Annotated in this window: 26 protein-coding genes, 1 tRNA gene and 1 other RNA gene; 5 read left to right on the top strand and 23 right to left on the bottom strand. The window is 70.0% G+C overall.

Annotated elements, in window-relative coordinates:
* The gene (glnA, locus tag GPA03_RS02625; protein ID WP_156250433.1) at positions 1-1,332 is read right to left on the bottom strand and encodes a type I glutamate--ammonia ligase; all 1,332 of its coding nucleotides are present in this window, start codon (positions 1,330-1,332) and stop codon (positions 1-3) included.
* A gap of 140 nt (positions 1,333-1,472) precedes the next feature.
* Here glnA and panB point away from each other — a divergent pair, with 140 nt between their 5' ends.
* Positions 1,473-2,342 carry a 3-methyl-2-oxobutanoate hydroxymethyltransferase gene (gene panB / locus GPA03_RS02620; protein ID WP_156250432.1) on the top strand — a complete coding sequence of 290 codons (870 nt, stop codon included), beginning with the start codon at positions 1,473-1,475 and terminating at the stop codon, positions 2,340-2,342.
* 15 nt (positions 2,343-2,357) lie between these two features.
* Here the strand turns inward: panB and GPA03_RS02615 are convergent, their stop codons facing one another.
* Positions 2,358-3,188 carry an N-acetylmuramoyl-L-alanine amidase gene (locus GPA03_RS02615; RefSeq protein ID WP_156250431.1) on the bottom strand — a complete coding sequence of 277 codons (831 nt, stop codon included), beginning with the start codon at positions 3,186-3,188 and terminating at the stop codon, positions 2,358-2,360.
* A complete protein-coding gene (locus tag GPA03_RS02610) occupies positions 3,185-3,403 on the bottom strand; it encodes an SPOR domain-containing protein (protein WP_156250430.1) in 219 nt (72 codons plus the stop codon). Before GPA03_RS02610 ends, GPA03_RS02615 begins: the two co-directional genes overlap by 4 nt.
* Before the next feature lie 127 nt (positions 3,404-3,530).
* On the opposite strand from GPA03_RS02610, the gene ppgK reads away from it, so the two are divergent.
* Positions 3,531-4,328, top strand: a complete 798-nt coding sequence (gene ppgK / locus GPA03_RS02605; protein ID WP_156250429.1) for a polyphosphate--glucose phosphotransferase — start codon at positions 3,531-3,533, stop codon at positions 4,326-4,328.
* Here the strand turns inward: ppgK and GPA03_RS02600 are convergent.
* Positions 4,318-6,387, bottom strand: a complete 2,070-nt coding sequence (locus GPA03_RS02600; protein ID WP_156250428.1) for an NAD(+) synthase — start codon at positions 6,385-6,387, stop codon at positions 4,318-4,320. The two genes, ppgK and GPA03_RS02600, sit on opposite strands and share 11 nt — an antisense overlap.
* Positions 6,388-6,501: 114 nt before the next feature.
* On the opposite strand from GPA03_RS02600, the gene GPA03_RS02595 reads away from it, so the two are divergent.
* Positions 6,502-6,882, top strand: coding sequence for an HNH endonuclease (locus GPA03_RS02595; protein WP_156250427.1), 381 nt, complete (start codon positions 6,502-6,504; stop codon positions 6,880-6,882).
* Here the strand turns inward: GPA03_RS02595 and GPA03_RS02590 are convergent.
* A complete protein-coding gene (locus GPA03_RS02590; protein WP_156250426.1) occupies positions 6,875-7,339 on the bottom strand; it encodes a hypothetical protein in 465 nt (154 codons plus the stop codon). The genes GPA03_RS02595 and GPA03_RS02590 overlap by 8 nt on opposite strands.
* A 58-nt stretch (positions 7,340-7,397) precedes the next feature.
* Between GPA03_RS02590 and GPA03_RS02585 the strand changes: the two genes are divergently transcribed.
* On the top strand, positions 7,398-7,811 hold the full coding sequence (locus tag GPA03_RS02585; protein WP_162458232.1) for a VOC family protein: 414 nt from the start codon (positions 7,398-7,400) through the stop codon (positions 7,809-7,811).
* A gap of 21 nt (positions 7,812-7,832) precedes the next feature.
* A complete protein-coding gene (locus GPA03_RS02580; RefSeq protein ID WP_156250424.1) occupies positions 7,833-8,171 on the top strand; it encodes a hypothetical protein in 339 nt (112 codons plus the stop codon).
* 3 nt (positions 8,172-8,174) lie between these two features.
* Here the strand turns inward: GPA03_RS02580 and rnpB are convergent.
* From rnpB to GPA03_RS02490, 18 genes are all read right to left on the bottom strand, one after another.
* Positions 8,175-8,543: RNase P RNA component class A (rnpB, locus tag GPA03_RS02575), an RNA gene on the bottom strand.
* A gap of 22 nt (positions 8,544-8,565) precedes the next feature.
* Positions 8,566-9,297 carry a zinc ribbon domain-containing protein gene (locus tag GPA03_RS02570; RefSeq protein ID WP_156250423.1) on the bottom strand — a complete coding sequence of 244 codons (732 nt, stop codon included), beginning with the start codon at positions 9,295-9,297 and terminating at the stop codon, positions 8,566-8,568.
* Between the two features lie 41 nt (positions 9,298-9,338).
* The gene (locus GPA03_RS02565) at positions 9,339-10,274 is read right to left on the bottom strand and encodes an aldo/keto reductase (protein ID WP_156250422.1); all 936 of its coding nucleotides are present in this window, start codon (positions 10,272-10,274) and stop codon (positions 9,339-9,341) included.
* Between the two features lie 33 nt (positions 10,275-10,307).
* The gene (locus GPA03_RS02560) at positions 10,308-11,759 is read right to left on the bottom strand and encodes a threonine/serine exporter family protein (protein ID WP_162458231.1); all 1,452 of its coding nucleotides are present in this window, start codon (positions 11,757-11,759) and stop codon (positions 10,308-10,310) included.
* Positions 11,760-11,830: 71 nt separating this feature from the next.
* On the bottom strand, positions 11,831-12,490 hold the full coding sequence (locus tag GPA03_RS02555; RefSeq protein ID WP_156250420.1) for an HAD family hydrolase: 660 nt from the start codon (positions 12,488-12,490) through the stop codon (positions 11,831-11,833).
* 49 nt (positions 12,491-12,539) lie between these two features.
* A complete protein-coding gene (locus GPA03_RS02550; protein WP_156250419.1) occupies positions 12,540-13,916 on the bottom strand; it encodes an MFS transporter in 1,377 nt (458 codons plus the stop codon).
* A gap of 113 nt (positions 13,917-14,029) precedes the next feature.
* A complete protein-coding gene (locus tag GPA03_RS02545) occupies positions 14,030-15,628 on the bottom strand; it encodes an FAD-dependent oxidoreductase (protein ID WP_156250418.1) in 1,599 nt (532 codons plus the stop codon).
* A 2-nt stretch (positions 15,629-15,630) separates the two neighbouring features.
* Entirely contained in the window at positions 15,631-16,698 is a 1,068-nt protein-coding gene (locus GPA03_RS02540) for a LacI family DNA-binding transcriptional regulator (RefSeq protein ID WP_156250417.1), read from the bottom strand.
* Positions 16,695-17,780 (bottom strand): ABC transporter ATP-binding protein, encoded by a 1,086-nt coding sequence (locus tag GPA03_RS02535; RefSeq protein WP_156250416.1) that lies wholly within the window; start codon positions 17,778-17,780, stop codon positions 16,695-16,697. The genes GPA03_RS02540 and GPA03_RS02535 overlap by 4 nt, the downstream gene beginning before the upstream one ends.
* On the bottom strand, positions 17,777-18,829 hold the full coding sequence (locus GPA03_RS02530; protein WP_156250415.1) for an ABC transporter ATP-binding protein: 1,053 nt from the start codon (positions 18,827-18,829) through the stop codon (positions 17,777-17,779). The genes GPA03_RS02535 and GPA03_RS02530 overlap by 4 nt, the downstream gene beginning before the upstream one ends.
* The gene (locus tag GPA03_RS02525; protein ID WP_156250414.1) at positions 18,826-19,737 is read right to left on the bottom strand and encodes an ABC transporter permease; all 912 of its coding nucleotides are present in this window, start codon (positions 19,735-19,737) and stop codon (positions 18,826-18,828) included. The genes GPA03_RS02530 and GPA03_RS02525 overlap by 4 nt, the downstream gene beginning before the upstream one ends.
* A 7-nt stretch (positions 19,738-19,744) precedes the next feature.
* Positions 19,745-20,821, bottom strand: a complete 1,077-nt coding sequence (locus GPA03_RS02520) for an ABC transporter permease (RefSeq protein ID WP_421958390.1) — start codon at positions 20,819-20,821, stop codon at positions 19,745-19,747.
* A gap of 34 nt (positions 20,822-20,855) precedes the next feature.
* Positions 20,856-22,517, bottom strand: a complete 1,662-nt coding sequence (locus GPA03_RS02515) for an ABC transporter substrate-binding protein (protein ID WP_156250413.1) — start codon at positions 22,515-22,517, stop codon at positions 20,856-20,858.
* A gap of 83 nt (positions 22,518-22,600) precedes the next feature.
* Positions 22,601-24,136, bottom strand: coding sequence for a family 16 glycosylhydrolase (locus GPA03_RS02510; RefSeq protein ID WP_162458230.1), 1,536 nt, complete (start codon positions 24,134-24,136; stop codon positions 22,601-22,603).
* A gap of 295 nt (positions 24,137-24,431) precedes the next feature.
* Positions 24,432-24,508 (bottom strand) — tRNA-Val (locus GPA03_RS02505).
* A 122-nt stretch (positions 24,509-24,630) separates the two neighbouring features.
* Positions 24,631-25,425, bottom strand: coding sequence for a glycerophosphodiester phosphodiesterase family protein (locus GPA03_RS02500; RefSeq protein WP_156250411.1), 795 nt, complete (start codon positions 25,423-25,425; stop codon positions 24,631-24,633).
* Between the two features lies 1 nt (position 25,426).
* On the bottom strand, positions 25,427-25,903 hold the full coding sequence (locus tag GPA03_RS02495) for a redoxin domain-containing protein (RefSeq protein WP_156250410.1): 477 nt from the start codon (positions 25,901-25,903) through the stop codon (positions 25,427-25,429).
* The gene (locus tag GPA03_RS02490; RefSeq protein ID WP_156250409.1) at positions 25,900-26,325 is read right to left on the bottom strand and encodes a DUF3052 domain-containing protein; all 426 of its coding nucleotides are present in this window, start codon (positions 26,323-26,325) and stop codon (positions 25,900-25,902) included. Before GPA03_RS02490 ends, GPA03_RS02495 begins: the two co-directional genes overlap by 4 nt.
* Positions 26,326-26,474: the final 149 nt, after the last annotated feature.

Raw genomic sequence — 26,474 nt, 5'->3', positions numbered from 1 at the left:
TCAGATCACGCCGACGCGGTCGAGCTCGTACGGGGTGACCTGGGCCCGGTACTCGGACCACTCCTGGCGCTTGTTGGTGAGGAAGTGGTTGAAGACGTTCTCACCGAGCGTGTCGGCGACCAGCTCCGACTCCTCCATCGCACGGACCGCCTGCTCGAGCGAGCCGGGCAGCGGTTCGATCCCGAGGGCGCGGCGCTCGGCCTCGGAGAGCTCCCAGACGTTGTCCTCGGCCTCTTCCGGGAGGTCGTAGCCCTCCTCGATGCCCTTGAGGCCCGCGCGCAGGATGAGCGCGTACGCCAGATACGGGTTCGCGGAGGAGTCCAGGCCGCGGTACTCCACGCGCGCGCTCTGGGACTTGCCCGGCTTGTACATGGGCACGCGGACCAGCGCGGACCGGTTGTTGTGGCCCCAGCACTTGTAGCTGGGGGCCTCGCCGCCACCCCAGAGGCGCTTGTAGGAGTTGACGAACTGGTTGGTGACGGCGGTGATCTCCGAGCTGTGCCGCAGCAGCCCCGCCATGAACGCACGGGCGGTGTCGGAGAGCTGGTACTCCCCGCCCGGCGAGTGGAAGGCGTTGGTGTCACCCTCGAACAGGGACACGTGCGTGTGCATGCCCGAGCCCGGCTGGCCGGCGATCGGCTTCGGCATGAACGTCGCGGTGAAGCCCTGCTCGAGCGAGACCTCCTTGACCACGGATCGGAAGGTCATGAGGTTGTCGGCCGTGGTGAGGGCATCCGCGTAGCGCAGGTCGATCTCGTTCTGCCCGGGGCCGGCCTCGTGGTGGGAGAACTCGACCGAGATCCCCATCGACTCCAGCAGGCTGATCGCCGCGCGGCGGAAGTCGTGGCCGGAGCCGCGTGCCACGTGATCGAAGTAGCCCGCGGTGTCGATCGGCACCAGCGGCTTTCCCTCCTCCTGGGGGCGGAACAGGTAGAACTCGATCTCCGGGTGCGTGTAGAACGTGAAGCCCGCGTCGCTGGCCTTCGCCAGCGCACGCTTGAGCACGTTGCGCGGGTCAGCCATGGCCGGCTCGCCGTCGGGGGTGAGGATGTCGCAGAACATGCGCGCGGTGCCGAGCTTGCCGCCGCGCCAGGGCAGCACCTGGAACGTCGAGGGGTCGGGGCGGGCGATCATGTCGGACTCGGAGACGCGCGCCAAGCCCTCGATCGCGGAGCCGTCGAAGCCGATGCCCTCCGAGAACGCACCCTCGAGCTCTGCCGGGGCGATCGCCACCGACTTGAGCACCCCGATGACGTCGGTGAACCAGAGCCGGATGAACCGGATGTCACGCTCTTCGATCGCTCGGAGGACGTACTCCTGCTGTCTGTCCACGCCACCGCTCCGCTCTCTGGGTGCCTGCCACGCCCGGGTCCGCTGCTGCGGCGCACGAGCGGATCCCATCATGTCAGCCCACGGCGACCCCACGTGCACGCGACCGCGCCGTGGCGCGTGGACCGCCTAGGCTGTCGGGTATGTCTGAGCCCGCCGCAGCACCCGGCCAGGAGCGCACCTCCGCACTTCCTCCCGTGGGCGTGGACCCACCCAAGCGGGTACGCGTGCAGCACCTGCGGGCTGCCAAGGAGAACGGCGAGAAGCTCACGATGCTGACCGCCTACGACCTGCCGACCGCGCGCATCTTCGACGCCGCCGGCATCGACATGCTGCTGGTCGGCGACTCCTACGGCGACAACATGCTCGGGCACGGGAGCACGATCCCCGTGACGGTCGACGAGCTGATCCCGGCGGTCCGTGCGGTCACGCGGGGCGCCAAGCGCGCCATGGTGGTCGCCGACCTGCCGTTCGGCAGCTACGAGGCCAGCCCGCAGCAGGCGATGGCCAACGCCACCCGCATGCTGAAGGAGGGCGGAGCGCACGCCGTCAAGTTCGAGGGCGGCCGTCGGGTCGCCGAGCACGTGCGGCTGCTGACCTCCTCCGGGGTGCCCGTGGTGGGCCACCTCGGCTTCACGCCGCAGTCCGAGAACATCCTCGGTGGCAAGCGCGTGCAGGGCCGTGGGGACGAGGCTGCCGAGGATGTCCTCGCCGACGCCAAGGCGCTGCAGGAGGCCGGGGCGGTCGCCGTCGTGCTCGAGATGGTGCCCGCCGCCGTCGCCGAACGAGCCACCCGCGAGCTGAGCATCCCCACGATCGGGATCGGAGCCGGCCCCGCCTGCGACGGCCAGGTGCTCGTCTGGCTCGACATGGTCGGCATGGGCGGCTGGTCGCCCCGCTTCGCCAAGCAGTTCGGGTCCGTGGGCGCCGAGATCGACCGCGCCACCCGCTCCTACATCGACGAGGTCCGTACCGGAGCGTTCCCGGCGCGCGAGCACACCTACTGGGACTGACGCCGGGTCAGCCGGTCAGTCCTGGGGATCGCGGTCCTGCGTCCAGGTGAGGATGCCTTCGGCGATCGCGTCGGCGTACTGCTGCCGACCCTCGTCGCTCTCCATCACGGCGGCGTCGCCGGGGTTGTGCATCTCGCCGAGCTCGAGCATCACGGCGGGTCGGCGCGCGAAGTTCAGGGTCGCGAGGTCGGGGCGGAGCGACAGCGCGCCATCGACCACGGTGGAGGGCGTGAAGCCGCCATCGGTCAGCGCGCCGATCAGGTCATCGGCCAGCGACAGGCTCGGCTCGCCCTGCGAGTCCGAGATCGCCGGGTCGGCGACGATCGCGAAGAATCCCTCGGTCTGGGGGTCGTCCGAGCCGTTGGCGTGGATCGAGATCATCAGGTCCGCGTCCGAGTCCTCGGCGAACCGGCCCCGCACGTCGACGCACGGGCCGACGCTGTCATCGTCCTCACGGGTGCTCATCACGGTGGCGCCCAGACTCTCGAGGTGCTCGACGAGCCGCTCCGAGACGTCGAAGGTGAAGGCGTGCTCCGGGTAACCGTTCGCGGTCTCGGAACCGACCGTGTTGCACACCTTCAGGTCGCCACGACCATCGGAGACCAGCTCGCTGATCGCCCCGATGTCCCCGACGTTGCCGCCGTTGTGCCCGGGGTCGATCGCGATGCGCCAACCGAGCAGCGGCCGCCCCGAGCGCAACGCGCGCTGGAGGCTCGTGGTCTCGTCGTCGGGGTCGGGGTCGGGGTCGGGGCTGGGGGTGGCGGAGGCGGGGAGCGCGAGTCCGGCCGCGAGCACGCCGGCGCACGCGACCGTCAGGGCGCCCCGCAGGGTCTTGGTCAGGCTCATCGGTCTTCTTGGTCCTCGTCGCCGTTCCACTCGCGGTCGGCCTGCTCCCAGGCTGTGTTCCGCTGCGCCGCCGTCTCCAGGGCCTTCTCGGCCTCGGCACGGCTGCGGTACGGACCCATGCGGCCGGTCCAGTCACTCACGTACCCCTGCTCGACCTGTCCGGTCTCGGTGTTGTAGTAGTACGCGGTCTGGGGATCGAGCGGCTCGGTCGACATCGTTGTTGGTACCTCCTGTCCCCACAATCCCATACCTGTGGCCGGTCCGGCCAGCGAGAGCGGTTGGTTGTGGACGGGTGGGGGTGAGGTACGTCTCAGTGCGATGACGCAGATACGCTTCGGACCCATGACAGAGGTGACCTATGCGGCCGGTTCGATCGGCTTCGGTATCGACATCGGCGGCTCGGGCATCAAGGGCGCACCTGTGGACCTTCGCGATGGCGCGCTGGCGGCCAAGCGGTATCGCGTCCCGACGCCGGCGAAGTCCACCCCGGAGGCCGTCGCGGCGTGCCTGGCCGAGGTGCTGGAGCACTTCGCCGTACCCACGGAGACGCCGATCGGGATCACGTTCCCCGGGATCATCCAGCACGGCGTGGTGCTGAGCTCGGCGAACCTGCACAAGTCTTGGATCGACACCGATCTCGCCGACCTGGTGCACCGCACCACCGGTCATCGCGCCACCGTGGTCAACGATGCCGATGCGGCGGGGTTCGCCGAGGTCCGCCACGGCGCCGCGCTCGGCCAGGACGGGGTGGTCATGGTGCTGACCCTCGGGACCGGAATCGGGTCGGCACTGATCAACGACGGTCGCCTCGTCCCCAACACCGAGCTCGGGCACCTGGAGATCGACGGCTACGACGCGGAGACTCGTGCGGCGTCGTCGGTCAAGGAGCGCGAGGGCCTCAGCTACAAGAAGTGGGCCACCGAACGGCTCCAGCGCTACTTCGAGGTGGTGGAGTTCCTCTTCTCCCCCGACCTGTTCGTCGTCGGCGGCGGTGTGAGCAAGGATCACGAGAAGTTCCTGCCGCTCATCCGGACCAGGGCCCCGATCGTCCCGGCAGCCCTGCGCAACCAGGCGGGCATCATCGGCGCCGCCGCCCTCGCCGACCGCGAGGCGCGAGACCTCCCGGCCCCTACCCCGTAGCCTCGGGGATCTGCTCGACCTCGGCGAGCCAGGCTGCTGCCCGGGCGTCGGAGGGCATCCGCCAGTCGCCGCGTGGGGAGATCGACCCGCCCGCGGAGACCTTCGGCCCGTTGGGGAGCGCCGATCGCTTGAACTGGTTGCCGAAGAAGCGTCGGTAGAACACCGCCATCCAGTGCTTGATCGCGGCGAGGTCGTAGGCCACCCGATCCTTGTCCGGGTAGCCCGAGGGCCAGGCTCCGGCGTCGGCGTCCCGCCAGGTCGCCTCGGCGAGGAAGGCGATCTTCCCGGGCCGGGCACCTCGGCGAAGCAGATGGAACAGCGTGAAGTCCTGCAGCGCGTAGGGGCCGATGATCGCCTGCGTGGACTGCGGCCCCTCCCCCTCCGCGGCAGGCACGAGCTCGGGTGAGATCTCGGTGTCGAGTATCGAGAGCAGGATCTCGTCGACCGAGTCGTCGAACTGCTGGGTGGAGACCACCCAGCGGATCAGGTGCTGCATCAGGGTCTTCGGCACACCGGCGTTGACGCCGTAGTGTGACATGTGGTCGCCGACGCCGTAGGTGCACCACCCGAGCGCGAGCTCGCTGAGATCACCGGTGCCGACGACGATGCCGCCTCGCTGGTTGGCGATCCGGAACAGGACGTCCGTGCGCAGCCCCGCCTGGACGTTCTCGAAGGTGACGTCGTAGACCGGCTCGCCGCGACCGAACGGGTGGCCGAGGTCGGCGAGCATCTGGGTGGCCATCGGCCGGATGTCGATCTCCTCGAACGTGACGCCGAGCGCGTCGGACAGGGCGATCGCGTTCCGCTTGGTGCGGTCGCTGGTGGCGAAGCCGGGCATCGTGAAGGCGAGGATGTCCGAGCGGGGCCGGCCGAGCCGGTCCATCGCCTTGGCGGCGACGATCAGCGCGTGGGTCGAGTCGAGGCCTCCGCTGACACCGATGACGAGGGTCGGCGACCCGATCGAGCGCATCCGCTGCTCGAGGCCGGAGACCTGGATGTTGTACGCCTCGTAGCAGTCGAGCGCGAGCCGGGTCTCGTCGTCGGGCACGAACGGGAACCGGTCGAGGGGGCGTCGCAGCCCGTGGTCTCCCGACGGCGGGTCGAGCGTCAGATCGATGGTGCGGAACCCGTCGACCCCGAGTGCTGCGGCGTTGTCGTCAAAGCTGCCCTGCCGCATGCGTTCCTGCCGGAGGCGGTCCAGGTCGACGTCGACGACCGTCGCATGCGCGACCTCGAGGAACCGCTCGGTCTCCCCGAGGAGATCACCGCCCTCGTAGACCATCGTCATCCCGTCCCAGGACAGGTCGGTGGTCGACTCCCCCGCCATCGCGGCGGCGTAGGCGTAGGCGGCGCTGCAGCGCGCCGATGCCGAGCGTGCCATCAGGTGGCGGTCCTCGGCCCGCGCCACCGTGATGGGCGAGGCCGAGAGGTTGAGGAGCACGCTCGCACCCGCCAGCGCCGCGAGATGGCTCGGTGGCACGACCACCCACATGTCCTCGCACACCTCGACATGGATCACGAGTCCGGGGACGTCGGTGGCGCGGAACAGCAGGTCGGTGCCGAACGGGATGTCGCCGTGGACGCCGGCGCCCGGCCAGTGCGGCACGTGCAGGACGTCGGTGGTCGCGTCTGCGCCGGCAGCGAACCATCGCTTCTCGTAGAACTCGCGATAGTTGGGCAGGTACGACTTCGGGGCCACACCGAGCACCGCACCGCGGTGGATGATGACGGCGCAGTTGTACAAGCGGTTGCCGTTGCGCAGCGGTGCGCCCACCACGATCACCGGCAGCAGGTCGGCGGTGCGCTCGGCGATCGTGACGATCGCGACGTCGACGGCGTCGAGCAACGGGTCCTGCAGGACAAGGTCGTCGAGGGAGTAGCCGGTGACGCTCAGCTCCGGGAACAGCGCGACGGCGACGGTCTGCTGGTGCAGCTCATGCACCTGCGCGGCGATCCGCTCGGCGTTCGTGGCCGGGTCGGCCAGGGCGACCGGGATCGCGCTGGCGGCGACGCGCGCGAAACCGTGGCTGTAGATGTTCCGGAAGTCCGTCGTAGGCACAGGGCGAGTGTGTCAGGTCAGGCCCTCCGATCGCCCGACCGGAGGCAACCGGCACGCCTGCGCCGCGCGCGTTCGCCTCCCCGCGCTCGGCGCGGCCGCTTCTACGCTGGCCTCATGACCTCGACGAGTCGCCGCACCCGGGCGGCCAACCGGCGGCGGCGTCGGCTGCGACGGGTCGAGAACGACCTCACCGACCTGGAATGGGCGGCCCTTGTCGGCGCCTGGGGCGGCTGCGCCTACTGCGGCGCCGCGGACCGGCCGCTGCAGCGCGACTGCGTGCTGGCGATCTCCCGCGGCGGCCGGTACACGATTGCCAACGTGGTTCCCGCATGTGGTCCGTGCAATGCCAGCAAGTGCAACGGCGAGGTGACGTCATGGCTCCGCCGCAAGGGCCTGGGCGAGCGGGAGTTCCTGCTGCGGCACGCCGAGATCCGCCGGAGCCTCAAGCCACAGGTCGTCACCTCGGTGCCGGTGCCTGGGGCCGACCTCAGCTGAAGAGGCGCCCGAAGAACCCCTTTTTCGCCTGCCATCCGAAGTGCTCCAAGAAGTCGAAGAGCGGCTTCTTGATCGCATCGGTGTCGAACGACCAGCTCGCCGCGTTCGTGGGCTCGCCGTGGCTGGTGCCGCCGAGCCCGGCCTGGAAGCCGAACGACTTCTGGGTGGACTTGCCCTTGAAGAACTCCTTCTGGAACCCGCCCCCGCTCTGCCCGACGGAGCCCGAGGACTCGGTGCCGGTCTCGACGTACTCGTACTCGCCGTCGCCCGTGGGCCGCACGTCGATGCGGTACTCCTTCGAGAAGCTGCTCGCGCCGGTGAGGCCGAGCATCTGGATCTTCGCCACGTCCCAGTACCCGACGATGACCCCCTCGGGGGTGACGCTGTAGCTGAAGGGCGACTGCTGGTTGTTCAGGTTCGGGACCTGCTGCAGGAGCTGGGGCCAAGGGGTTGCCATGAGGGCCACGCTACGACAACGCAGACGGCGGCAGCCAGCGATGTGGTACCCAGATTCCATGGATGAGCCGCTGCTCAGGATGGTCGATGCGGTCAGTTTCGCGGTGCCGGACCTCGACGCCGGTCTGGACTTCTATGTCGGCCGTCTCGGTCATGAGCTGGCGTGGCGTGACGACGAGCTCGGCCAGGCGGGACTGCGGTGCCCTGACACGGACACCGAGATCGTCCTGAGCACCACCATGGGCGCCGAACCGAGCTGGCTCGTGCGGTCGGCGGACGAGGCCGCCGCCGCGGTCGTGGGTGCTGGTGGCAGTCTGATCTCCCCGCCGCGTGACATCCCGGTGGGACGCGTCGCCGTCGTGGCGGATCCGTTCGGCAACCGTCTCGTGCTCGTCGATCTGAGCAAGGGGAGGTACCGGACAGGTTCCGACGGCTCCGTCGTCGGGGTTGATCCAGATCCGGAGACGAGCTGACCGAGTCGAATAGCCTGCCTCATGGACTGGTTCGCGACATTCAAGGTGCGGCAGGCCGCGACGATCATCGGCGCCGGTATCGCGCTGCTCGCGGCAGCCGCTGTCCTCGCCGCATATGTGCTGTGGCAGCCGGAGGCGCGCGCTGATGGGGACTGGGCATGGACAGCCGCGCTGGGCTTTGCAGCGGCCTGTGGCGGTTGCGCCTGTCTCGTCGTGGGCTTCATCAAGCTCTGCGTCAACGTCGAGTACCTCGTACGTGAAGCTGTCGATCGCCGAGGCGGTGAGGTACCCGCCAGTGCCGGGTGTCGCTGGCGTCGTGCGGCCAACGGGTCGCACCAGCTCGGCTTGCGCAGCTCGTGATGGCGGATGAGCCGGCCGATACGCCGGGTTCTGTCCCGCTGATCCTGAGATCCGCGGTGACGGCCATCCATCTAGGACGACTGTTGCCAGCCATCTCGTGCGGCCTACCCGGAAGCTCGGGCGAGCAGCCCTCGAACGCTTCCTGTCTGGCCTTGCTCCGGGCGGGGTTTACCTAGCCACACCGGTCACCCGGTGTGCTGGTGGTCTCTTACACCACCGTTTCACCCTTACCGCGCTCGCGCACGGCGGTCTGTTCTCTGTGGCACTGTCCCGCGGGTCGCCCCGGGTGGGTGTTACCCACCGCCCTGCCCTGTGGAGCCCGGACGTTCCTCGGCACAGGTCTCCCCGTGACGCGACCGTCTGGCCGGCTCATCCACTTCTCAGTCTACGCGGCTCAGTCCGTGACCCGGACGATGATGTAGCCATCCTCGGAACGGACGATCTCATCGGCCGGCGCCGCTTCGATCGCCGCACGCTCGGTGAGGCTGAGGGAGATCTGCAGCGGGTCGGTGGTGGCGCCGCGCAGCCGCAGCACCCCCAGGCCACCTGAGCGCTCGCGCACCCGTTCGTACAACGAGACCAGACCGGCGTCCAGCGGCTCGACGGCGGCCGCTCGCTGGGCCTCCACCGTCGCCCTCTCGGCGTCGTTCTCGGCGAACGCGGCGTCGCGCTCGGACTCGAGCTGGGTGATCTGGTCACCCAGCGCGGCGCGCTGGGTGGTGATCGCGTCCAGCTCTCGCTGTGCGGCCTCCAGCGCCTCCATCGCCTCCAGCTCGACCTCCTCGAGGTCGCCCTGCCGCTTGGCGAGCGACTCCAGCTCGTGGCCGAGCGCCTGCAAGTCCTTGGGGGACCCGGTGCCGCTCTCGAGCCGCTGCCGGTCACGTTCGGCGCGCGTGCGGACCTGCTCGACGTCCGTCTCGGCCTTGGCGACCGCCCGGCGGGCGTCGCGGACGGCGGTCTCGGCGTCGACGCGTGCTCGGTCGAGATCCTCGGCCCGGCCGCTCACCTCCTCGAGCGCAGCGAGGCTCGGGTGGCTGCGGCGCTGGTGAGCGAGCTTCGCGAGGCGCATGTCGAGCGCCTGCACGTCGAGCAGTCTGAGCTGGTCGGCCACAGGGGCAGATGCCATGCGTGATCTCCGGTCGTCGAGGTGTGCGGTCGACCCTATCCTCACGGCACCCGATGGCCGGCGGCGCGGGTCAGCTGGTACCACTCCGCACGGCTGAGCACGATGTCTGCACCCGCTGCCGCCTCGGCGACCCGGCTGGGGGTCGTCGTACCCAGGACCACCTGCATCTGCGCCGGGTGTCGCGTGATCCAGGCCGTCGCGATCCCGTTCGGCGTCACGCCGTGTCGCTCCGCCAGCTCGTCGAGGACGTCGTTCAGGTCGGCGAAGTTGTCGCGGTCGCCCACGAACGGGCCGGTGAAGAACCCGCTCTGCGCTGGCGACCACGCCTGCACCGTGATGCCGTGCAGGCGGCAGTAGTCGAGCAGCCCGACGTCGCGGCTGATCGACTGGTCGAGCCCGGCCATGTTCGCGGCGAGGCCCTGGGTGACGAGCGCGGCATGGGGGATGCTCAGCTGCAGCTGGTTGGCCACCAGCGGCCGGGTGAGCACAGTCTTGAGCAGCTCGATCTGACCCGGGGTGTGGTTGGAGACGCCGAAGTGGCGCACCTTCCCGGCGGCGTGCAGCTCGTCGAAGGCGCGGGCGACCTCCTCGGGCTCGACCAGCGCGTCCGGGCGGTGCAGCAGCAGGATGTCGATGTAGTCGGTGCCGAGCGCCTCGAGCGAACCGTTCACGCTCTCGACCAGGTGCTCGTAGGAGAAGTCGAAGTAGGGACCGTCCTTGACGATGCCGGCCTTGGTCTGGATCGTCAGCTCGGCCCGCTCCGAGGGCGTCAGCCTCATCGCCTCGGCGAACCGGCGCTCGCACGCGTGCATCTCGGGTCCGTAGACGTCGGCGTGGTCGTGGAAGTCGATGCCGTTCTCGCGCGCGGTGCGCACCAGCTCCCTGACCTCGTCGTCGCTCTTCTCGGTGATCCGCATCAGCCCGAGGACGAGCGCGGGTGCGGTGATGCCGGCATGGGGAATCTCGATGGTCTTCACGTGCTCATCATCGCGCGTCCGGTGCGTGCTGTCCTAGATCCTGGTGCCGCGCGCGCGGCGCTGGAGCGCCGCCTGCCACCGGTCGGCCTGCGCGCGTGTGCTGCGCGCGACGAAGTCACCGAGGCTGACACCTGCCGCGAGGGCGATCCCGACCGCGACCGCTTGGACTGTCAGCGTGGCACCCGAGAGAACGTTGCCGCTCTCCACGATCGCGAACATCGCACCGTAGATGGCCAGACCGGGCAGCATCGGGGTGATGCCGCACACCGTCAGCACCATGGCGGGCGCGGTGCGGCGGCGTGCAAGCACACCGGCGAGGAGGCCGACCACCAACGAGGCGGCGAACGCGCGAGCCGCAGGGCCCACAGTCGCCAGCTCCAGCACGCCGTTGACCATCACGCCGATGCCACCGATCGCGGCGACCAGCGGCACCGTGCGCAGTCGCGTGTACGACGCGACCGCGAAGCTGCCCGACACGACAGCGGCCGCCACCACCCGCACCGCGAGCGGCGGGGCGAAGGCACCGAGGTCGGACATGGTCAGGGGCACGCCCAGGCGGGCTCCGACCTCGAGCACCACACCCACCCCGACCACGATCCCGAGGGTGAGCAGCGCGACCTCGAACGAGCGGCCGGCTGCGGTGAGCGGGAAGCCGGAGATGGCGTCCTGCGCTGCTCCGACCAGCGAGAGCCCGGCGAGCAGCACCACGATCCCGGAGGCCACGACCAACGACGGCGGCAGCAGGTTGATGTCCCAGCCGAGCTGCCCGACGCCCCAGAGCAGCAGCAACGCGACCAGGGTCGCGATCGCCGATCCCGCAGCCTGCTGGAACAGGTACGGCAGCCCGCGGTAGCGCAGGTACCGCAACGTGCGGTCGATGACCCCGGTGGTGACGGCGGCGATGCCCGCGACCTGCCAGCCACCGCCGAGCAGTACCGCCACCCCGGCGGCCATCAGGCCGAGCGCAGCCGTGACCACCCAGCGACGGAACGGGTGCGGAGCACCCACGATCGCGTCGAGTCGCGCGAGCGCCTCCGCGAGCTCCGCACGACGATCGGCCACATCGTCCACCAGCTCGAGCACGTCGGCGAGCCGGCTGTAGTCGGAGGTGCGGACGTCGAGCACACGCACACGGGTGATCGCACCTTCGTCACGGTCGAGCGAGACCGTGATCGAGTTGAAGGTGATGTCGATCTGTGCGCCGACCATGCCGAGCCCGGCGGCCATGCGTTGCATCGCGAGCGTGACGTCCGCGACGCCGGCGCCGGTGCCGAGCAGCGCCTCGCCCGTGCGCAGCACCAGATCCAGCACCTCGCGCTCGGCCGCGAACGAGAGCCCGGACGATCGACGGCGGGCGCCGAAGGTGTAGGTGGGCGGCCCGGAGGCGCTGACCACACGCCGCGCACGCGACCGGATGCCGGCGGCGCCCACGCGCACCGGCGGACCTGGGTGCTGCTCGGGCACTCCCCCGTTCTCGTCAGCCACGACCACGACGCTACGCCACGGCACGCGGCGCAGGTGCTCGCGGACGCCACCCCGGCAGCGGACCGGTTCGCTCAGCTCCGATGGCTGAGCACAGCGGTGACCGCCTCCGGGAAGCTGGCAGCGATCGCCGTCGGACGCGCTTCGTCCGCTGCCAGCGTGCGGCCACGGCTGAGCCACACCGAGCGCAGCCCCGCGTTCGCGGCGCCACCGATGTCCGCCTCGGCGGAGTCGCCGATCATCCAGGCGCCGTCGAGGCTTGCACCGGCCGCGCGGGCGGCGACCTCGAAGATCGTGGGGTCAGGCTTGCGGACCCCGACGGCTTCGCTGACCACCATGCCCGTCACGTGCTCCACCAGCCCCATCATGCGGAGCTTGTTCTCCTGCTGCGCCACGTTCCCGTTCGTGACCACGAACGGGACGTAGCCGGCCTCGCGTGCCCGCCCCAGTGCGGGGGCGACAGCGGGATCGGGCCGCAGGTACTCCAGCACGCCGGCCCGCAGCACCGTGATGACTTCACCCTCCTCCGCCTCGCTCAGCCCCAGCAGCCGGCCCAGGTCGGCGGCGACCTCTGGCTTGGGACGCAAGCCGTCGCCGTCGGCCCGGATGATCTCGGAGACCAGGGCGGGATCAGCTACCCCGGTCCGCTCGGTCACGTAGGCCTTCGCCCAGCGGGCGATCGAGGCAGCCCGATCGACGAGCGTGTTGTCGAGGTCGACGAGCAGCAACGGCATGCCGCGCAGGGTAGCGGCGCCGGAGCCCAAGACCCACTCACCGGGGACCTCAGGCGGCCTTGCGACCTGGTGACAGCGACGCGAGGCAGGCAACCAGGGCGACGACCGCTGCGAACCAGTACCCAGGCGCGAAGGCACCGAACCGGGGTGTCAGAAGTGCGGCGGCCGCGATGCTGGAGACGGCGGAGACGCCCGCGGCAGCGCCGAACTCGTGGAACGTGCTGAGGGCACCGGAGGCAACACCGGCCTCGTGCGGCTGCACGGCCGAGAACATGCTGCCGGCAGCGGCGACGAACGCGGCACCGATGCCGAGCGCGGCCACGCTCGTGGCGACGATCAGCACCGTCATCGAGAAGATCGCCGCGGTGGCGGTGAGACCCGCGGCAGCGATCAGCAGACCCGCACCGGACACCGCGCGCACGCCCCAGCGCGGGAGGAGACGTCCCGCGACAGTGGAACCGAGGATGGTTCCGACAGCGACCGGGAGGAACGACAGGCCGGTCTCCAGCGCGGTGAACCCGTGCAGGTGCTGCAGGGCGAACGATCCGAGGAAGAACACCGAGATCATCAGTGCCGTCGCCACGAAGATCAGCACCAGACCCCGGAGCACCGGGCCGCGCCGGAGGACCCCTGGCTCGATCAGCGGCGCTGGGGCGGTACGGATCCGCCATCCGAAGAGGGCGTACCCGATCAGGCCCGTGACGGCGGCGATCAGCGTGCTCGCGCTGAGCCACCCCGCATCCCCAGCGGCGACGAGCCCGTACACGAGCGCTCCGGTCGACGCCGTGACCAGAGCGGCACCGGCCAGGTCCACCTGGCCGCCCGAACCAGGCAACGGACGAACCGAGCGCACGAGGCCGATCATCAGCACGATGCCGACCGGGACGTTGATGAAGAACACCCACTGCCACCCCGGTCCAGAGGTCAGAACACCGCCCAGGAGCACCCCGACCGCGGCCCCCGCGCCACCGAGGGCCGACCAGACGCCGAGCGCCCGCGTCAGCTCCGCTCCGGTGAAGGTGCGGACGATGACGGACAACGCCGCTGGTGACATCGCTGCCGCCCCGGCGCCCTGGAGCACACGCGCGAGCACGAGCACCTCCCCGCTGCCCGACAGCCCGGCGAGCAGCGACGCCGCCACGAACAGGCTGAGTCCGGCGAGCACGACCCGGCGCGGCCCGAGGATGTCCGCGACCTTGCCGCCGAGCAGCATCAGGCCACCGAACACGAGCGCGTAGCTGCTCGCCACCCAGGCCACACCCGAACGCTCGAGCCCGAGGTCGGCCTGCATTTCCGGGAGTGCGATCGCCACCACCGTGACATCGACGATCAGCATCAGCTGAGCCACACCGAGCAGCACCAGCGTCCGCCATCGGCGGGGATCAGCGGCTTCCGTCTGGGGAGCCGCGTCGTCGGACGTCTGCATCGAAACCACCCTCACCTATAACTCGAACACTAACGTACGAGTACGGTACTCGAACATGTGTGTACGGGAAAGAGGGATATCGATGCCAGTCGTCGTCGGCTCGGGCCGGCGGCTCAGTAGGCGGGCTTGGTCCTGCGGATGTCGTCGGGCCACTGCGTGGTCACACCGAGCGTCTGGGTGAGCAGCTGGTGGTAGGCCCCGAACTCCCCTGCGTCGGCACGCACCTTCCGCGGCGCGATCCCACGATCGAGGCTGTAGGCGGCGAGCGCGCCGACAGCCTCGCCGATGGACCACTCCACCGGGTGCAGCCGGTACGCGCCGTTGGTGATGTGCGTGGTCCCGATGTTCTTGCACGCCGGCAGCAGGTTCTCCACCCGCACCGGCAGCAGCGATCCGAGCGGGATCTGGAACGGGAAGCTGGCCACGTCGACGTAGGTACGGCTGGCCGAGGGGTGCAGGTCGATCCGGTAGTGCCCGATCCCGACGGCGTCCTCGAAGATCTCCGATCCGGCGTCGATGCCGCGCGCCTGCACTCCGACGTGCTGCTCGAGCACCGTGAACTCGGCCTTGATCCGGCGGGACTCACGGATGTACGCGGCCTTCGCGAGCCCGTCCGCTGTCCCACTGATGTCGGGACGCAGCCGGAGCCCGGGATAACCCGTGCCGCCGTCCTCGCGAGGCGCGTCCGTCTGCATCCAGTGCAGGAGCGACAACGAGAGCTCGCGACTCGCCTTGAGCGCCGCGTTCCGAGCAGCCTCGTCGACACCGAGCAGCGGCTTCTCCCAGTAGTCGATCTGCGGCCAGTTGACCGCCGAGACGTCACGGATGCCGGAGTCCGGTGCGAAGACGTCGGCCGAGAGGATCTGCCGGTACTTCCACAGGTCGAACGGCACCCCCGGCGCGGGCCTCGACATGAAGATCGGGCGGTCCCGCAGCCCGAGCGAGACCGGTTCCACGTCGATCCAGGACAGCTGCGGACCCGGCCAGAACGGCGCGACGTGCGTCGCCCAGTGCTGGTAGGACGCCGGCCGGTCGATCGTGTGGTCCTCCCCCGGGCGGTGCTCGAGCGCGAAGCACCACGAGATGGCCTGCTGATCCAGCGGGTCTGCCCGGTCCAGGGCGTGCAGCTCACCCGTCTCCTGGCTCGACTCCGCACCGATGACGTGCTCCACGCCGCCGAGCTCGAGCAGGTCGCCGAGCTCGGTGGCGTCGACGACGTAGGGCGCGGTCACGACGACCTCCTCGCCCGAGCGCGAGTCGCGCAGGGTGACCGCCTCGACGACGTCGCCGTCGGTGTGTACGGCGGTGGGCACGTGCTCGAGCAGCACCTCGATGGCACCGGAGGCACGCCACGGCGCCAGCATCTCCTCCAGCACCGCGACCGCGACGCGTGGCTCGTGGCACAGGCGTGAGACGACGCCGCGGCCGGGGTTGAGCTCGGGGTCGGCGAGGGCCTCCGCCGTCAGTGGGTAGCAGCGCCGGTAGTAGGCGCGGATCCCCGATCGCAGAGCCGCGTAGCTCGGCGAGACGAGCTCGGACTCCACCCAGGCGTGCTCGTCCGGGGGCACGAGCTGGGACGTGAGCTGGCCGCCGAGCCAGTCCGTCTCTTCGGTGAGGACCACACGGCGCCCGAGCTTGACTGCCGTCAGCGCGGCGGCGATCCCGCCCAGCCCGCCGCCGACGACGAGGACCTCGGTGCTGCGTTCGGTCATGTTCATGACTCCTTGATCGTTGTGGTGCTCGTACTCGTGCTCGACGGCGCTGCCGCGATGGTCTCTCCGGGTGCCATCGAGCAGGGCACCCAGGTGGTCGTCGGGTCCGCACCCGGGTCTTCGATCAGTGCGATGAGGCGATCGACGGCGACTCGGCCGACCTCCTCGCGCGGGATCACCAGGCAGTCCCACGCGACCGCCGAGTCGGGTGCGCGCGTCTCGAGCACCGCCACCGAGACGTCCGACGGCACCTGCCGACCCCGTGCAGCCAGCCCCGAGACCAGCCGGTCCGCCAGCCAGACGCTCTCGGCCACGACCGCCGTCGTCCCGTTCGCGACCATGTCGTCGATCCAGCTGTCCACCAGGCCGGCCCGGCCCAGTGCGCCGGGCGAGACGTCGCGCAGCTCGTGAGAGGAGAGCGCCGCCGCATACCCGGAACGCCGGTCCTCGTAGGGGGGCAGACCGTGGTGGTCCCGGAGGTAGGCGAACCGGGTGTGGCCGAGCTGCACCAGGTGCGCCACCACCTCCGCGGCCGCCGCGCGGTAGTCGGGTGCGACGCACGAGATCTCCGCCCCGGGGACGTCGCGGCGACCGATGTGGATGAACGGGTAACCCTCGCTCGCCAGCCGCGCGAGCTCCATGACGTCGGTCGCGACGCCGAGCAGGATGCTGCCGTCGGCCATGCCGAGGCGGTTCACCCCCGCGCGGTAGACCGACCGCGACCCCTCGCCGCCGGCCGCGGAGGTGAAGAGCACGAGGTCGTTGCCGGTCTCCTCCGCACGAGCCTCGATGCCGAGCAGGAAGTCGACGTAGAAGCCGTCACGGGCACGCGAGAAGACCGGCTCGAAGGTGTGGACCCCGAGCAGGGAGTTGCGACGCCCGCGCAGGCTGCGTGCCGCCGGGTTCGGCACGTACCCCAGCTCACGCACGGCCGCGCGGATCCGCTCCTGGGTGCTGACCGGGATGCGGGCAAGGTCGCCGCTGACGACCCGGGACACCGCGGACTGGGAGACGCCGGCCAGCCGGGCCACGTCCGCCTGGCGGGGGGCCCGCTCTCTCTTGGTCGTCATGATCTGACCTCCTTGTCGCGGTTGGCGAGGGCGGCTGCGAACGTCGTCGCACCGATCTCCTCCGCCCGACCTTCCTGGTGAAGCCAACATCGTGCCCAATGCCCCCCACCGACGTCGGTGCGCGGCGGCGCCTGCGTCCGGCAGCGCTCCATCGCGAACGGGCAGCGGGGATGGAAGCGGCACCCGTCCGGTGGTTCGATCAGGCTCGGCGGCTCACCCAGTGCCTCGGCGTCGTCGAAGAGCTCCTCGCGGGACAGCGTCCCGACCCGGTCGGGGTCGGGCGAGGACTCGACGAGCAGCTTGGTGTAGGGGTGCGCCGGGCGTGCGATGACCTCCTCCTTCGGGCCGCCCTCGACCATCTCTCCGGCGTACATGACCACGACGTCGTCGCACACGTATCGAGCGCTCGCGATGTCGTGCGTGATGTACAGCAGCGCGAGCCCGTCCTCGCGGCGCAGCCGATCGAGCAGGTTGAGCATCTCGAGCCGGATGGAGACGTCGAGCATCGAGATCGGCTCGTCACCCAGCAGCACCCGCGGCCCGACCGCCAACGCCCTGGCGATGACCACGCGCTGGCGCTGACCGCCGGAGAGCTCGTGGGGAAACTTGTCGAGGTAGTCCTCACCGGGGGTGAGGCTGACTCGCTCGAGCAGCTCGATGGCGGCCTTGCGTCGTTCGGAGGCCGACAACCGCCGGTCGTGGATGCGCAACGCCCGGTCCAGGTTGTGCCGCACCCGGTGGACCGGGTTGAGCGAGCCGAACGGGTCCTGGAAGATCAGCTGCACGTCCTGGTGGTAGGTGCGCGTCGCTCGTCCGGTCGCGGGCACGCCGTCGAGGAGGATCTCGCCCGTCGTCGGCTCGTAGAACCGCGCGAGCATCCGGGCGAGCGTCGTCTTCCCGCTCCCGCTCTCCCCCACGACCGCCACGATGCGACCTTCGTGCAGGTCGACCGAGGCGTTCTCTACTGCCCGCACCACCGAGGAGTCGCCCACGGCGCCACGCACCACGAAGTGCTTCGTCACGTCGACCGCGGACAGCACCGGCGTGGACTCGCCGGCGACGGCTTCAGGTGCAGCGGTCATGAGGTCGCCTCCGGGGTCAGCAGCAGGCACTCGGCGGCCTGATCGGGCAGGTGCACCAGCGGCGGCTTGGTGGACGAGCAGGCTTCCACCGCCACCGGGCACCGGGGGTGGAACGGGCAGCCGGTGGGCAGGCGCCGCAGATCGGGCGGGGTGCCGGGGATGCCGTGCAGCGTGGTCAGGGGAGCGTGCAGCGGCGGGAACGAGTCCCGCAGCCCGCGCGTGTAGGGATGGGCCGGCGTCCGGTAGAGGGCCTCCGCCGATCCGATCTCGACGATCCGGCCCGCGTACATGATCGCGATCCTGTCGGCCACCTCGAGCAGCAACGACAGATCGTGCGTGACGATGATGACGGCGAAGCCCAGCTCGCGCCGCAGCCGCAGCACCTGCGCCATGATCTGGCGCTGCATGACGACGTCGACGGCGGTGGTCGGCTCGTCCATCACGACGAGCTGGGGCGAGCACGCCAGCGCGAGCGCAATGGTGGCGCGCTGCCGCATCCCGCCCGACATCTCGTGCGGGAAGCTCCGCGCACGATCGGCGGAGATGCCGACCATGCCCAGCAGCTCGACGGTCCTGACCTTGGCGGCGGCACGATCCATGCCGCGGTGGTGCGTACGGAGCACGTCGGCGAACTGGTCCCCCAGCCGCATCACCGGGTTGAGCGCGTCCATCGCGCTCTGCAGCACGATCGACATCGAGGTCCACCGCAGCCGACGGAGCTCGCGCGACCCGAGGGGGACGAGATCGATCCCCGGTCGGCCGTCGGAGGGGTGGAAGACGATGCTGCCCGCCGTCGTCGTCGCGGGTGGCCGCTGCAGGCGGGTGAGCGCGGTGATGAGCGTCGACTTGCCAGAGCCGGACTCGCCCGCGATGCCGAGCACCTCGCCGCGGCCCAGCTGGAAGGTGACATCGCGGCACGCCACGGTGCCGCCGTCGGGGCCGACGTAGGAGACCGTGAGGTCGCGCACGTCCAGCACCGTGCCGGCGTCGCCGGGCGGCCCGTCGGCCAGGTGCTGGGACGCGGTGTGGTCGCGGATGTCGGCGGTCATGCGGCTCCTCCCTCGGCAGCGACGGCTCGCTCCGCGCGGCGGGTCCGTCGGATCACCCGGCGGGTGCCGGCGCGGAGCTTGGGGTTGGCCAGCTCGTCGACCCCGAAGTTGATCATGGCGGCAGCGGTCCCGATGAGCGCGATGCACAGGCCGGGCGGCACGAACCACCACCAGATCCCCCGCAGCACCGCGCTCTGGCTCTGCGCTGCCTGGATCATCGAGCCCCAGCTGATGGAGCCGGAGTCGGAGATCCCGAGGAACGCCAGGCCGGCCTCGGCCAGGATGCCGCCGATCAGTGCCCCGAGGAACATCGAGGCGATCCACCCGACTAGGTGGGGCAGCACCTCGACGGCGACGAGCCGCCCGTGCGACTCCCCGAGCATCCGCATGCCCAGCACGAAGTCCCGGTTCCGCACGCTCAATGTCTGGGCGCGCAGCGTGCGGGCGCCACCGGCCCAGCCGAAGACACCGATGATGACGGCGATCACCCACAGCCCGGTCCCGCGCAGGTAGCCGGAGACGATGAAGATCAGTGGCAGCACCGGCATCACCATGAACAGATTGGTCACGAAGTTGAGGATGTGGTCGACGGTGCCGCCGAAGTAGCCGGCGGTCACGCCGAACGCGATCGCGAGCGCCGTGCCGATCAGCGCGGCCAGCACACCGACGAACATCGACCCGCGAGCCCCGGCGACCAGCTGGGCGAGCACGTCCTGCCCGAACTGGGTGGTGCCGAGCCAGTGCTCGGCGCTCGGCGGGGACGCGATCGCCGAGATGTCGTTGGCGCGCGGGTCCACGCCCAGCACGGATTCCGTGAGCCACGGGCCGAGGACCGCGAGCGCCGTGAAGAAACCCACGACGACCAGCCCGAAGCGAACCTTGGGGTTGGACCAGAGAGAGGGAAGCACGCGTACCTCATCCCTGCTCGCGGACCCGGGGGTCCACGAGCACGTAGACGGAGTCGGCGACAAGGTTCGCCACCAGGACCGTGAGCGCGATCAGCAGGAAGACGCCCTGCATGACGGGGTAGTCGCGCTTCGTGAGCGCGTCGTAGAGCAGGTACCCGATGCCCGGATAGCTGAACACGATCTCGGTGAGGAGCGCCCCGCCGATCACGCCGCCGAGCGCGAGGGCGAACCCGGTGAAGCTGGGCAGCATCGCGTTGCGCGCGGCGTACCGCAGCACCACCCGACCGGGCGAGAGCCCCTTCGCCTGGGCGAGCAGCACATAGTCCTCACGGACCGTGGTCACGGTCATGTTCCGCATCCCCAGCAACCAGCCCCCGAACGCGGAGAACACGATCGTCGCGGCCGGCAGGAACCCGTACCGCAGCGCGCTCAGCCAGAACGCGACACCCTCCGCGTCCGGGTCGTACCCACCCGAGGAGGGGAACCAGTCCAGCTGGAAGCCGAACACCCACAGCGCGAGCAGCGCGACCCAGAAGTACGGGACGGCCGAGATGAACGTGGACGCCGGCGTGAGGATGGCGTCGAGGCGGCCACCGGCCTTCCAGCCGGTGAGCACGCCAAGACCGGTACCGAGCACGAACGCGATCACCGTTGTCGACCCGACGAGCATGAGTGTCCACGGCAACCCCGAGGAGACCACCTCCGAGACCGGCGTCGGGAAGCGCGAGATCGAGGTACCGAGGTCGAAACGTGCCAGCTGGCCGAGGTAGGCGAGGTACTGCTCGAACAGGTTGGCGTCCGGGTTGCCGAACAGAGCCTGGATCGAGACGAGGGTCTCGGGCGGCAGCTGCTGGCCGCTGACACGCTGGAGCTGCTGGATGATCGCGACCGAGGGGTCGCCCGGCATCATGCGTGGCAGCAGGAAGTTCAGCGTGATCGCCGCCCACGCCGCCGCCAGGTAGAAGCCGAGTCGCCGCACCATGAACGACCACCGGCTCGGCACCCGCAGCCGGGTCGTCGTCGGCGTGGAACCCGGCGTCTCCGGGGTAGGTGCGACGGCCGCGTCCGAGGTCGCCACGCTCATCTCCCCTCCCCTCTCGCGGAGCTCAGCTCCGACCTCACGAGGTCGCGGGCTCGAGGTCGAGCAGGGTCAACGTCGTCGAGGGCCCGAGCACCGGTGAGGGCACGTGCTCGAAGCTCTCGGGCGTGGGCCAGCCGGTCCACCTCGAGGCGTTGATGTCGATGAACCAGTAGCTCGCGTAGATCGGCGCGAACGGCACCTCCTCGGCGACGACGCGCTGCAGCACGTAGGACGCCTCACGCAGCTCGTCGGGATCGGCCGTGCCAGCCATCTCGGCGATGGCAGCGTCCGTCTCGGGATCGCTCCACCGGCCGTAGTTGGCGGCTGCCTGCTCACCCTCGGGGACCACGAACTCCGAGCTGAGCCCGCTGTAGGCGCCGAAGGCGCTCGAGCCGCCCGCACCCTGGATCGTGATGTCGAACTGTCCGAGCTGCTGCTGCTCGAGCAGCGCCGCCCCGGGGGCTCCGGCCGGCGTGACCTCCAGACCGAGGTGCTCGCGCCAGCTGTTGATCATGATGTCGGCGTAGGCCTCCCACCCGAAGTCGGTGTTGAAGGACAGCGTCGGGTTGTAGGTCTCGCCGTCGCGCACCAGCGCACCGTTCTCGACCGTGTAGCCGGACAGCGCGAGCTCCTCGAGCGCAGCCTCGACATCGACCTCCCGGATCGCGCCCTGATACTCCGGCAGCAACCAGTCGTCGTAGATGCCGTCCTGCAGGCCGGTGGGGTTGGCCTCCGTGCCCGGCCGGTTGAGCGTGGCGACGATGTCTGTGCTCGGGATCGTCAGCGCCAGCGCCCGGCGGATGTGCACGTCGTCGAAGGGCGTGCGCGCGGTGTTGAAGAACGCGGCGAAGGAGCCGCCGGTGGCGTACAGCTGGTACATGTTCGTCTCCGGGTTCGCCGCGACGAACTCCTCCTCGCCGTTGGCCCACGACACCGTCCCCCACTCGACGTCGCCCGTGAGCAGCTGAGACTTGACGGTGTCCTGCGTGACGGGCACGACCTTGAGGGTCTCCATCGCGAACTCCCCGCCCCAGTAGTCGTCGCGGGCGGCGAACGTCAGCTGCTGCGGCGAGAAGTCGCCGAGCGTGAAGCCGCCGGTACCGATCGGCTCAGGGTTGGTCCACGTCGTCAGGTCCTGCTCGCTCCAGATGTGCTCGGGGACGATCAGCAGGCCGGCGAACTGGTTGAGCACGCTGAACGAGGCGGACTCGAAGGTGAGGTGGACCTCGGCGTCGCCCGTGGCCTCCACGGAGGTATAGGTCGCGCCCGTCGCGTTCAGCTCCGGGTTCTCGAGCGGGATCGAGAGCGAGTACGCGACGTCCTCGGCCGTCATGGGCTCGCCGTCGGAGAACGTCACGTCCTCACGCAGCGTGAAGGTCAGCTCCGTGCCGTCCTCGTTGAAGACCCACTCCTGCGCCAGCCAGGGCGCGACGTTCCCGCCGTCGCTGTGGTCGATCCGCACCAGCGGCTCGTACACCAGACCGGAGTTGGGCGACTTGTCGGTGGCGGGCGAGTACACGTTGAAGTTGAGGACGTAGGTGGTGCCGCCGTCGGTGTTGCCGTAGATCAGCTCGGACTCGGTGGTGGCCGAGCCACCACCTCCGGGCTCGGTCACGTCGTTGGGTGAGCAGGCAGCGACGAACGCGGCGACGACGCCGAGTCCTGCCGCGGCTCGCATGAACCTGGTGCTGGTGCGCATGTGCGCTCTCCTCGTGGGTGTCGAGTAGCGGGGGTCGTGCGGTGCGTGAGTCGACGCCGTCAAGCGACGCCGGGTGGAGCGGCTCACGCGGTCGATGCTGCAGCGGTGCAGACGATCGACCCGGTGAACTGACAGCTCTCACCGGGCGCGGTGTAGGCCACCCGGTCGACGCGCATCGTCAGCGGTACGTCCGGCGGGACGAGCTCGCCGCCACCGGGAACGGTCCCGCCCCACAGGGACAGGAACAGCTTGGCGTCGCGAACCGGGATCTTCGCCGGGTCCGTCACCGCGTGCACCAGCTCGCCGTCGACGTAGAAGTCGAGGCGATCCGCCGACCAGACGATGCCGTAGTCGTGGAAGGCCTCGTCCGCGCCAGGGGTCAGGGGTGCCGAGGTCGAGACCATCTGCTGGTGGTAGCGAGATGTGCTCAGGCGCACGGTGTCGGTGTCGGCGCCGAGGAGCCGCGCGAGGTCGATGCCCTCGGCCGGTCCGTCGTCGCCGGCTGCGGCGTACGTGAAGATCGAGGCCAGCACGCCGGGGTTCTCGACGCCCTGCGCTCGCACCTCGTAGGTGCCGTAGCCCAGCGGCGTGCGGTGCTGGACCTCGGCACAGGCGTAGTCACGGCCGGCGACGGCCCCGGCTGCGAAGGTGAGCTCGAGAGCTCCATCGACGGCGGAGACTTGGTCGGCATCCCAGCCGCAGGCGTAGGCGTCGCCGTTGTTCCAGCCGTCGGAGACGAACCACCGCGAGGTGTCGAGCGTGTCCATGTCGTCGACGAACGACGTGGTGGGTGCCTCCAGACCACATGCCAGCGAGCCCTCGAACGGACACTCGTCCCCGAGAGCCGTGAACGCCACGTGGTCGTACTCGGTGACGATCGGTGCACCGGGATACTCGAACGGCCCCATCCAGTCCGTCAACGTGTCGGTCCCCCAGATCATGAGGAAGACGCGCTGGGTGTAGGTGGGGAGGTCCGAGGGGTCCGTGTAGGTCCGGGCGACCTCGCCGTCGATGAAGAACTGGAGGCGGTCGGGCTCCCAGACGAATGCGTAGTCGACGAACTCGGCCGCGTTGTCGACGCCGACAGGCACCGGTCCGCCGCCGGCCGCGGCGCCGTCGACCCAGGAGTTGAACTCGACGGCGGTCGTGTCGTGACCGAGGATCTCGACGTCGATCTCGTGCCACGGCTCGCCGTAGGTCGGCCCGGTGTACGTGAACAGCGAGGAGTTGGTGCCGCTCGCCGCACCGACCCGCATGCGCGTCTCGTACGTGCCGTACCCGTGCCACTCCCGTGTCTGGATCGAGCCGCAGGAGTAGTCCTGATCGCCGTACGGGGTGTCATCGAGGGAGAGCTGCAGCAGGCCGTCCGTGACGACCGTGTTGGCCGCATTGAACTGGCAGTTCTGGTAGGTCCCGTTGCGGAACTCGTCGGCGACGTACCAGAAGGTCTCGTCTAGCGGTCCGTCGAACGTCTCGTAGAAGGAGTCGCCGCCGGGATGCCCGAGCAGGGACGTCGTCTCGACGTCGCCTTCCGCCGCGGGTGCCGCCACGGCAGGCAGCAGGGCGACCGCAGCAGCCGCGGTGACGCGGAGGAAGGTCCGCCTGACTGAGGTTCGCACTGCACGCTCGCTCTCGTCGTCGAGTTCGGTTCTGCGTGGCGTCCCGGTGTGCGCATTCGTATGCACGCGAACACTGTGAGCATCGGTACTCACGCGGTACTACGTATGCGCATCAGAGTATGGCACCGCCCGTACGCGGTCAACCCCCAAGTCGGTGCGCAGCTTCGCCACCTCCCTCGACGGCGAGGGCCAGGACTCCGAGACACACGTCAGCCGCGCCGAGACCGGCTGCACCGGCGGGTGTCGAGACGCGCTCTGAGCTGATCCATGCACCCGCCCGCCGCGGATGACCAGCTGGTGGGCCCAGAGGGACTCGAACCCCCGACACCCGCGGTGTAAACGCGGCGCTCTAACCAGCTGAGCTATGGGCCCGGGACGGTGACGTGAGCACGACCACGCGCGCCCGGCTCACCTATTGTGCCAGCCGCACCGGCGGCTGCGGCGCGGACCTCTTCTGGAACCGGAACGAACGGAGCAGGATCTGTAGCCAGCCCTCAGGTCCGCCACTGCCCCCGTTCGACCAGCACCTCGCGGAGCACGTCGGGTCGATCGGTGATGAGGCCGTCGACACCGGCGTCGAGGAGCCGGTGCATGTCGGCCGGCTCATCGACGGTCCAGACGTGCACCTGCATGCCGTTGCGGTGCGCCCCGGCGATGAAACCGGGCGTCACGATCCGGAACCCGTACCGGAACTCGGGAACCTGCAGGCAGGTCGCGCCGCCGGCGGTGATGAACGAGCGCCACAGCCGTGGCCGCAACCGCAACGCGGTGATCTCCTGCGGCGACGCCGAGGTCTCGACCCCGGGCAGCAGGCGCCTCACCCATGTCAGTCGCGCATGGCTGAACGATGCCATCAGCACCCGGTCCTGCGCCGCAGCGTCCTCGATCACCCGCACGGTCGGCTCGATGACCTCAGCCGTCTTGACGTCGATGTTGAACCGTGTCTGCGGGAAGCTGTCCAAGAGCTCCGCGATCGTTGCGATCCGTTCGCCGCCGCGGAGCCGGACCGCACGGATCTCCGCCGCGGTCAGGGTCGCGAAGGGGCGCGTGCCGTAGCCGGAATCGGGGCTCACCCGCGACATGTCCCGGTCATGGAAGGCGAACGCGACGCCGTCGATGCTCGCCCGCGAATCGGTCTCGATGTAGCGATATCCGAGCGCGACCGCGTTGCCCACCGCCGTGAGCGAGTTCTCGATGCCGACATTGGCGGGCAGCGCGTCACCACCGCGGTGCGCGAGCGCCAGCGGCGGCTGGGTCAGGTACCGGTCGGGATGGCCACCCTCCGTCATCTCAGGCCACCCTGGGCAGGTGCTGCTCGACGGCGGTGCGATGGTCCTCGAGGTCCCTCGCCACCCCCGCCGGCGAGCGGGTGGACCACCTGATCACGCCGTCGCCGTCGATCAGGTACGAGGTCCGGGTGGAGGTGCCGCGTTCGTGGTCGAACGCCTGGTAGCGCCGCGAGACCTCACCGTGCGGCCAGAAGTCGGAGAGCAACGTGGGACCCGAGTCGCCGGTGACCCCGGACTGCTCCGCCCAGGTGCGCAGCACGAACATCGAGTCGCAGCTCACCGCAAGCACGCGAACACCATGGGCGGCGACCGACGCGGCGAGAGGCGGCAGCCCGGCCAGCTCGCCCGAGCACAACGGCGTGAACGCAGCAGGAAGGAACACCAGCAGCGCAGCGCCGTCGAGATCGGCGAGATCGGTCGGGGTCCCGTGGATGTCCGGGAGGCACAGCTCCGGGGCGGGCTCGCCGACCGGGATCACCTGCCTCTACCGCGCGAGGTGAGTCTGTATGCCGACCAGGCCGGTGCCACCGCGATCGTCGAGGTGGTGTGCAGGCCCGCGGTGGTGGCGGCCTCCTCGACCTCGGCAGGCGGGACATGGCCGTGCCTGCCTGCCTTCGGTGCCAGCAGCCAGATGAGCCCGCCATCCTCCAGGGTGGTCAGCGCATCGGTGAGGACATCGGTGAGATCTTGCGTGTCGCCGTCGTCGTCACGCCACCAGATCAAGGCGACGTCGATGACGTCGCCGTAGCTCTCGTCCTCAAGAGGTGAGCCGATCGCAGCCTCGATGTCGGCGCGCAGCTCCTCGTCGCAGTCGCTGTCGTACCCGAACTCTTGGATCACCTGCCCGGACGCCACCCCCAGGCGTCCAGATCCTTCGGTCGTCTCCGGCCGTGCTGCCACTGTGTCGCGGGTCCTTTCGATCGGGGTGAGCTGACCTTGATCCTAGTGTCAGCGACATCACAGCGCCCGTGAAGGAGTTGTGGTGTCGTTGTGGCCGGCTTCAAGGAAGAATGGCACAAGGAAGTAACGGTCCGGGGCCCTGGGCGGCC

Source organism: Pseudactinotalea terrae, from assembly GCF_009733845.1.
In the GTDB taxonomy this organism is placed as follows: Bacteria; Actinomycetota; Actinomycetes; order Actinomycetales; family Beutenbergiaceae; genus Pseudactinotalea; species Pseudactinotalea terrae.
Note: the sequence above shows the minus strand (reverse complement) of the source record. Positions and strands in the feature narration are given on the sequence as shown.

What these genes read in the sequence shown, in the direction of transcription:
- GPA03_RS02540 (WP_156250417.1), bottom strand. Translation starts at nt 16,698, where the DNA reads ATGACGACCAAGAGAGAGCGGGCCCCCCGCCAGGCGGACGTGGCCCGG.
- GPA03_RS02590 (WP_156250426.1), bottom strand. Translation starts at nt 7,339, where the DNA reads ATGGCAACCCCTTGGCCCCAGCTCCTGCAGCAGGTCCCGAACCTGAAC.
- panB (WP_156250432.1), top strand. Translation starts at nt 1,473, where the DNA reads ATGTCTGAGCCCGCCGCAGCACCCGGCCAGGAGCGCACCTCCGCACTT.
- GPA03_RS02555 (WP_156250420.1), bottom strand. Translation starts at nt 12,490, where the DNA reads ATGCCGTTGCTGCTCGTCGACCTCGACAACACGCTCGTCGATCGGGCT.
- GPA03_RS02610 (WP_156250430.1), bottom strand. Translation starts at nt 3,403, where the DNA reads ATGTCGACCGAGCCGCTCGATCCCCAGACCGCGTACTACTACAACACC.
- GPA03_RS02535 (WP_156250416.1), bottom strand. Translation starts at nt 17,780, where the DNA reads ATGACCGCTGCACCTGAAGCCGTCGCCGGCGAGTCCACGCCGGTGCTG.
- GPA03_RS02580 (WP_156250424.1), top strand. Translation starts at nt 7,833, where the DNA reads ATGGACTGGTTCGCGACATTCAAGGTGCGGCAGGCCGCGACGATCATC.
- GPA03_RS02515 (WP_156250413.1), bottom strand. Translation starts at nt 22,517, where the DNA reads ATGCGCACCAGCACCAGGTTCATGCGAGCCGCGGCAGGACTCGGCGTC.
- GPA03_RS02585 (WP_162458232.1), top strand. Translation starts at nt 7,398, where the DNA reads ATGGATGAGCCGCTGCTCAGGATGGTCGATGCGGTCAGTTTCGCGGTG.
- GPA03_RS02530 (WP_156250415.1), bottom strand. Translation starts at nt 18,829, where the DNA reads ATGACCGCCGACATCCGCGACCACACCGCGTCCCAGCACCTGGCCGAC.
- GPA03_RS02520 (WP_421958390.1), bottom strand. Translation starts at nt 20,821, where the DNA reads ATGAGCGTGGCGACCTCGGACGCGGCCGTCGCACCTACCCCGGAGACG.
- GPA03_RS02500 (WP_156250411.1), bottom strand. Translation starts at nt 25,425, where the DNA reads ATGACGGAGGGTGGCCATCCCGACCGGTACCTGACCCAGCCGCCGCTG.
- ppgK (WP_156250429.1), top strand. Translation starts at nt 3,531, where the DNA reads ATGACAGAGGTGACCTATGCGGCCGGTTCGATCGGCTTCGGTATCGAC.
- GPA03_RS02570 (WP_156250423.1), bottom strand. Translation starts at nt 9,297, where the DNA reads ATGGCATCTGCCCCTGTGGCCGACCAGCTCAGACTGCTCGACGTGCAG.
- GPA03_RS02615 (WP_156250431.1), bottom strand. Translation starts at nt 3,188, where the DNA reads ATGAGCCTGACCAAGACCCTGCGGGGCGCCCTGACGGTCGCGTGCGCC.
- GPA03_RS02545 (WP_156250418.1), bottom strand. Translation starts at nt 15,628, where the DNA reads ATGACCGAACGCAGCACCGAGGTCCTCGTCGTCGGCGGCGGGCTGGGC.
- GPA03_RS02550 (WP_156250419.1), bottom strand. Translation starts at nt 13,916, where the DNA reads ATGCAGACGTCCGACGACGCGGCTCCCCAGACGGAAGCCGCTGATCCC.
- GPA03_RS02595 (WP_156250427.1), top strand. Translation starts at nt 6,502, where the DNA reads ATGACCTCGACGAGTCGCCGCACCCGGGCGGCCAACCGGCGGCGGCGT.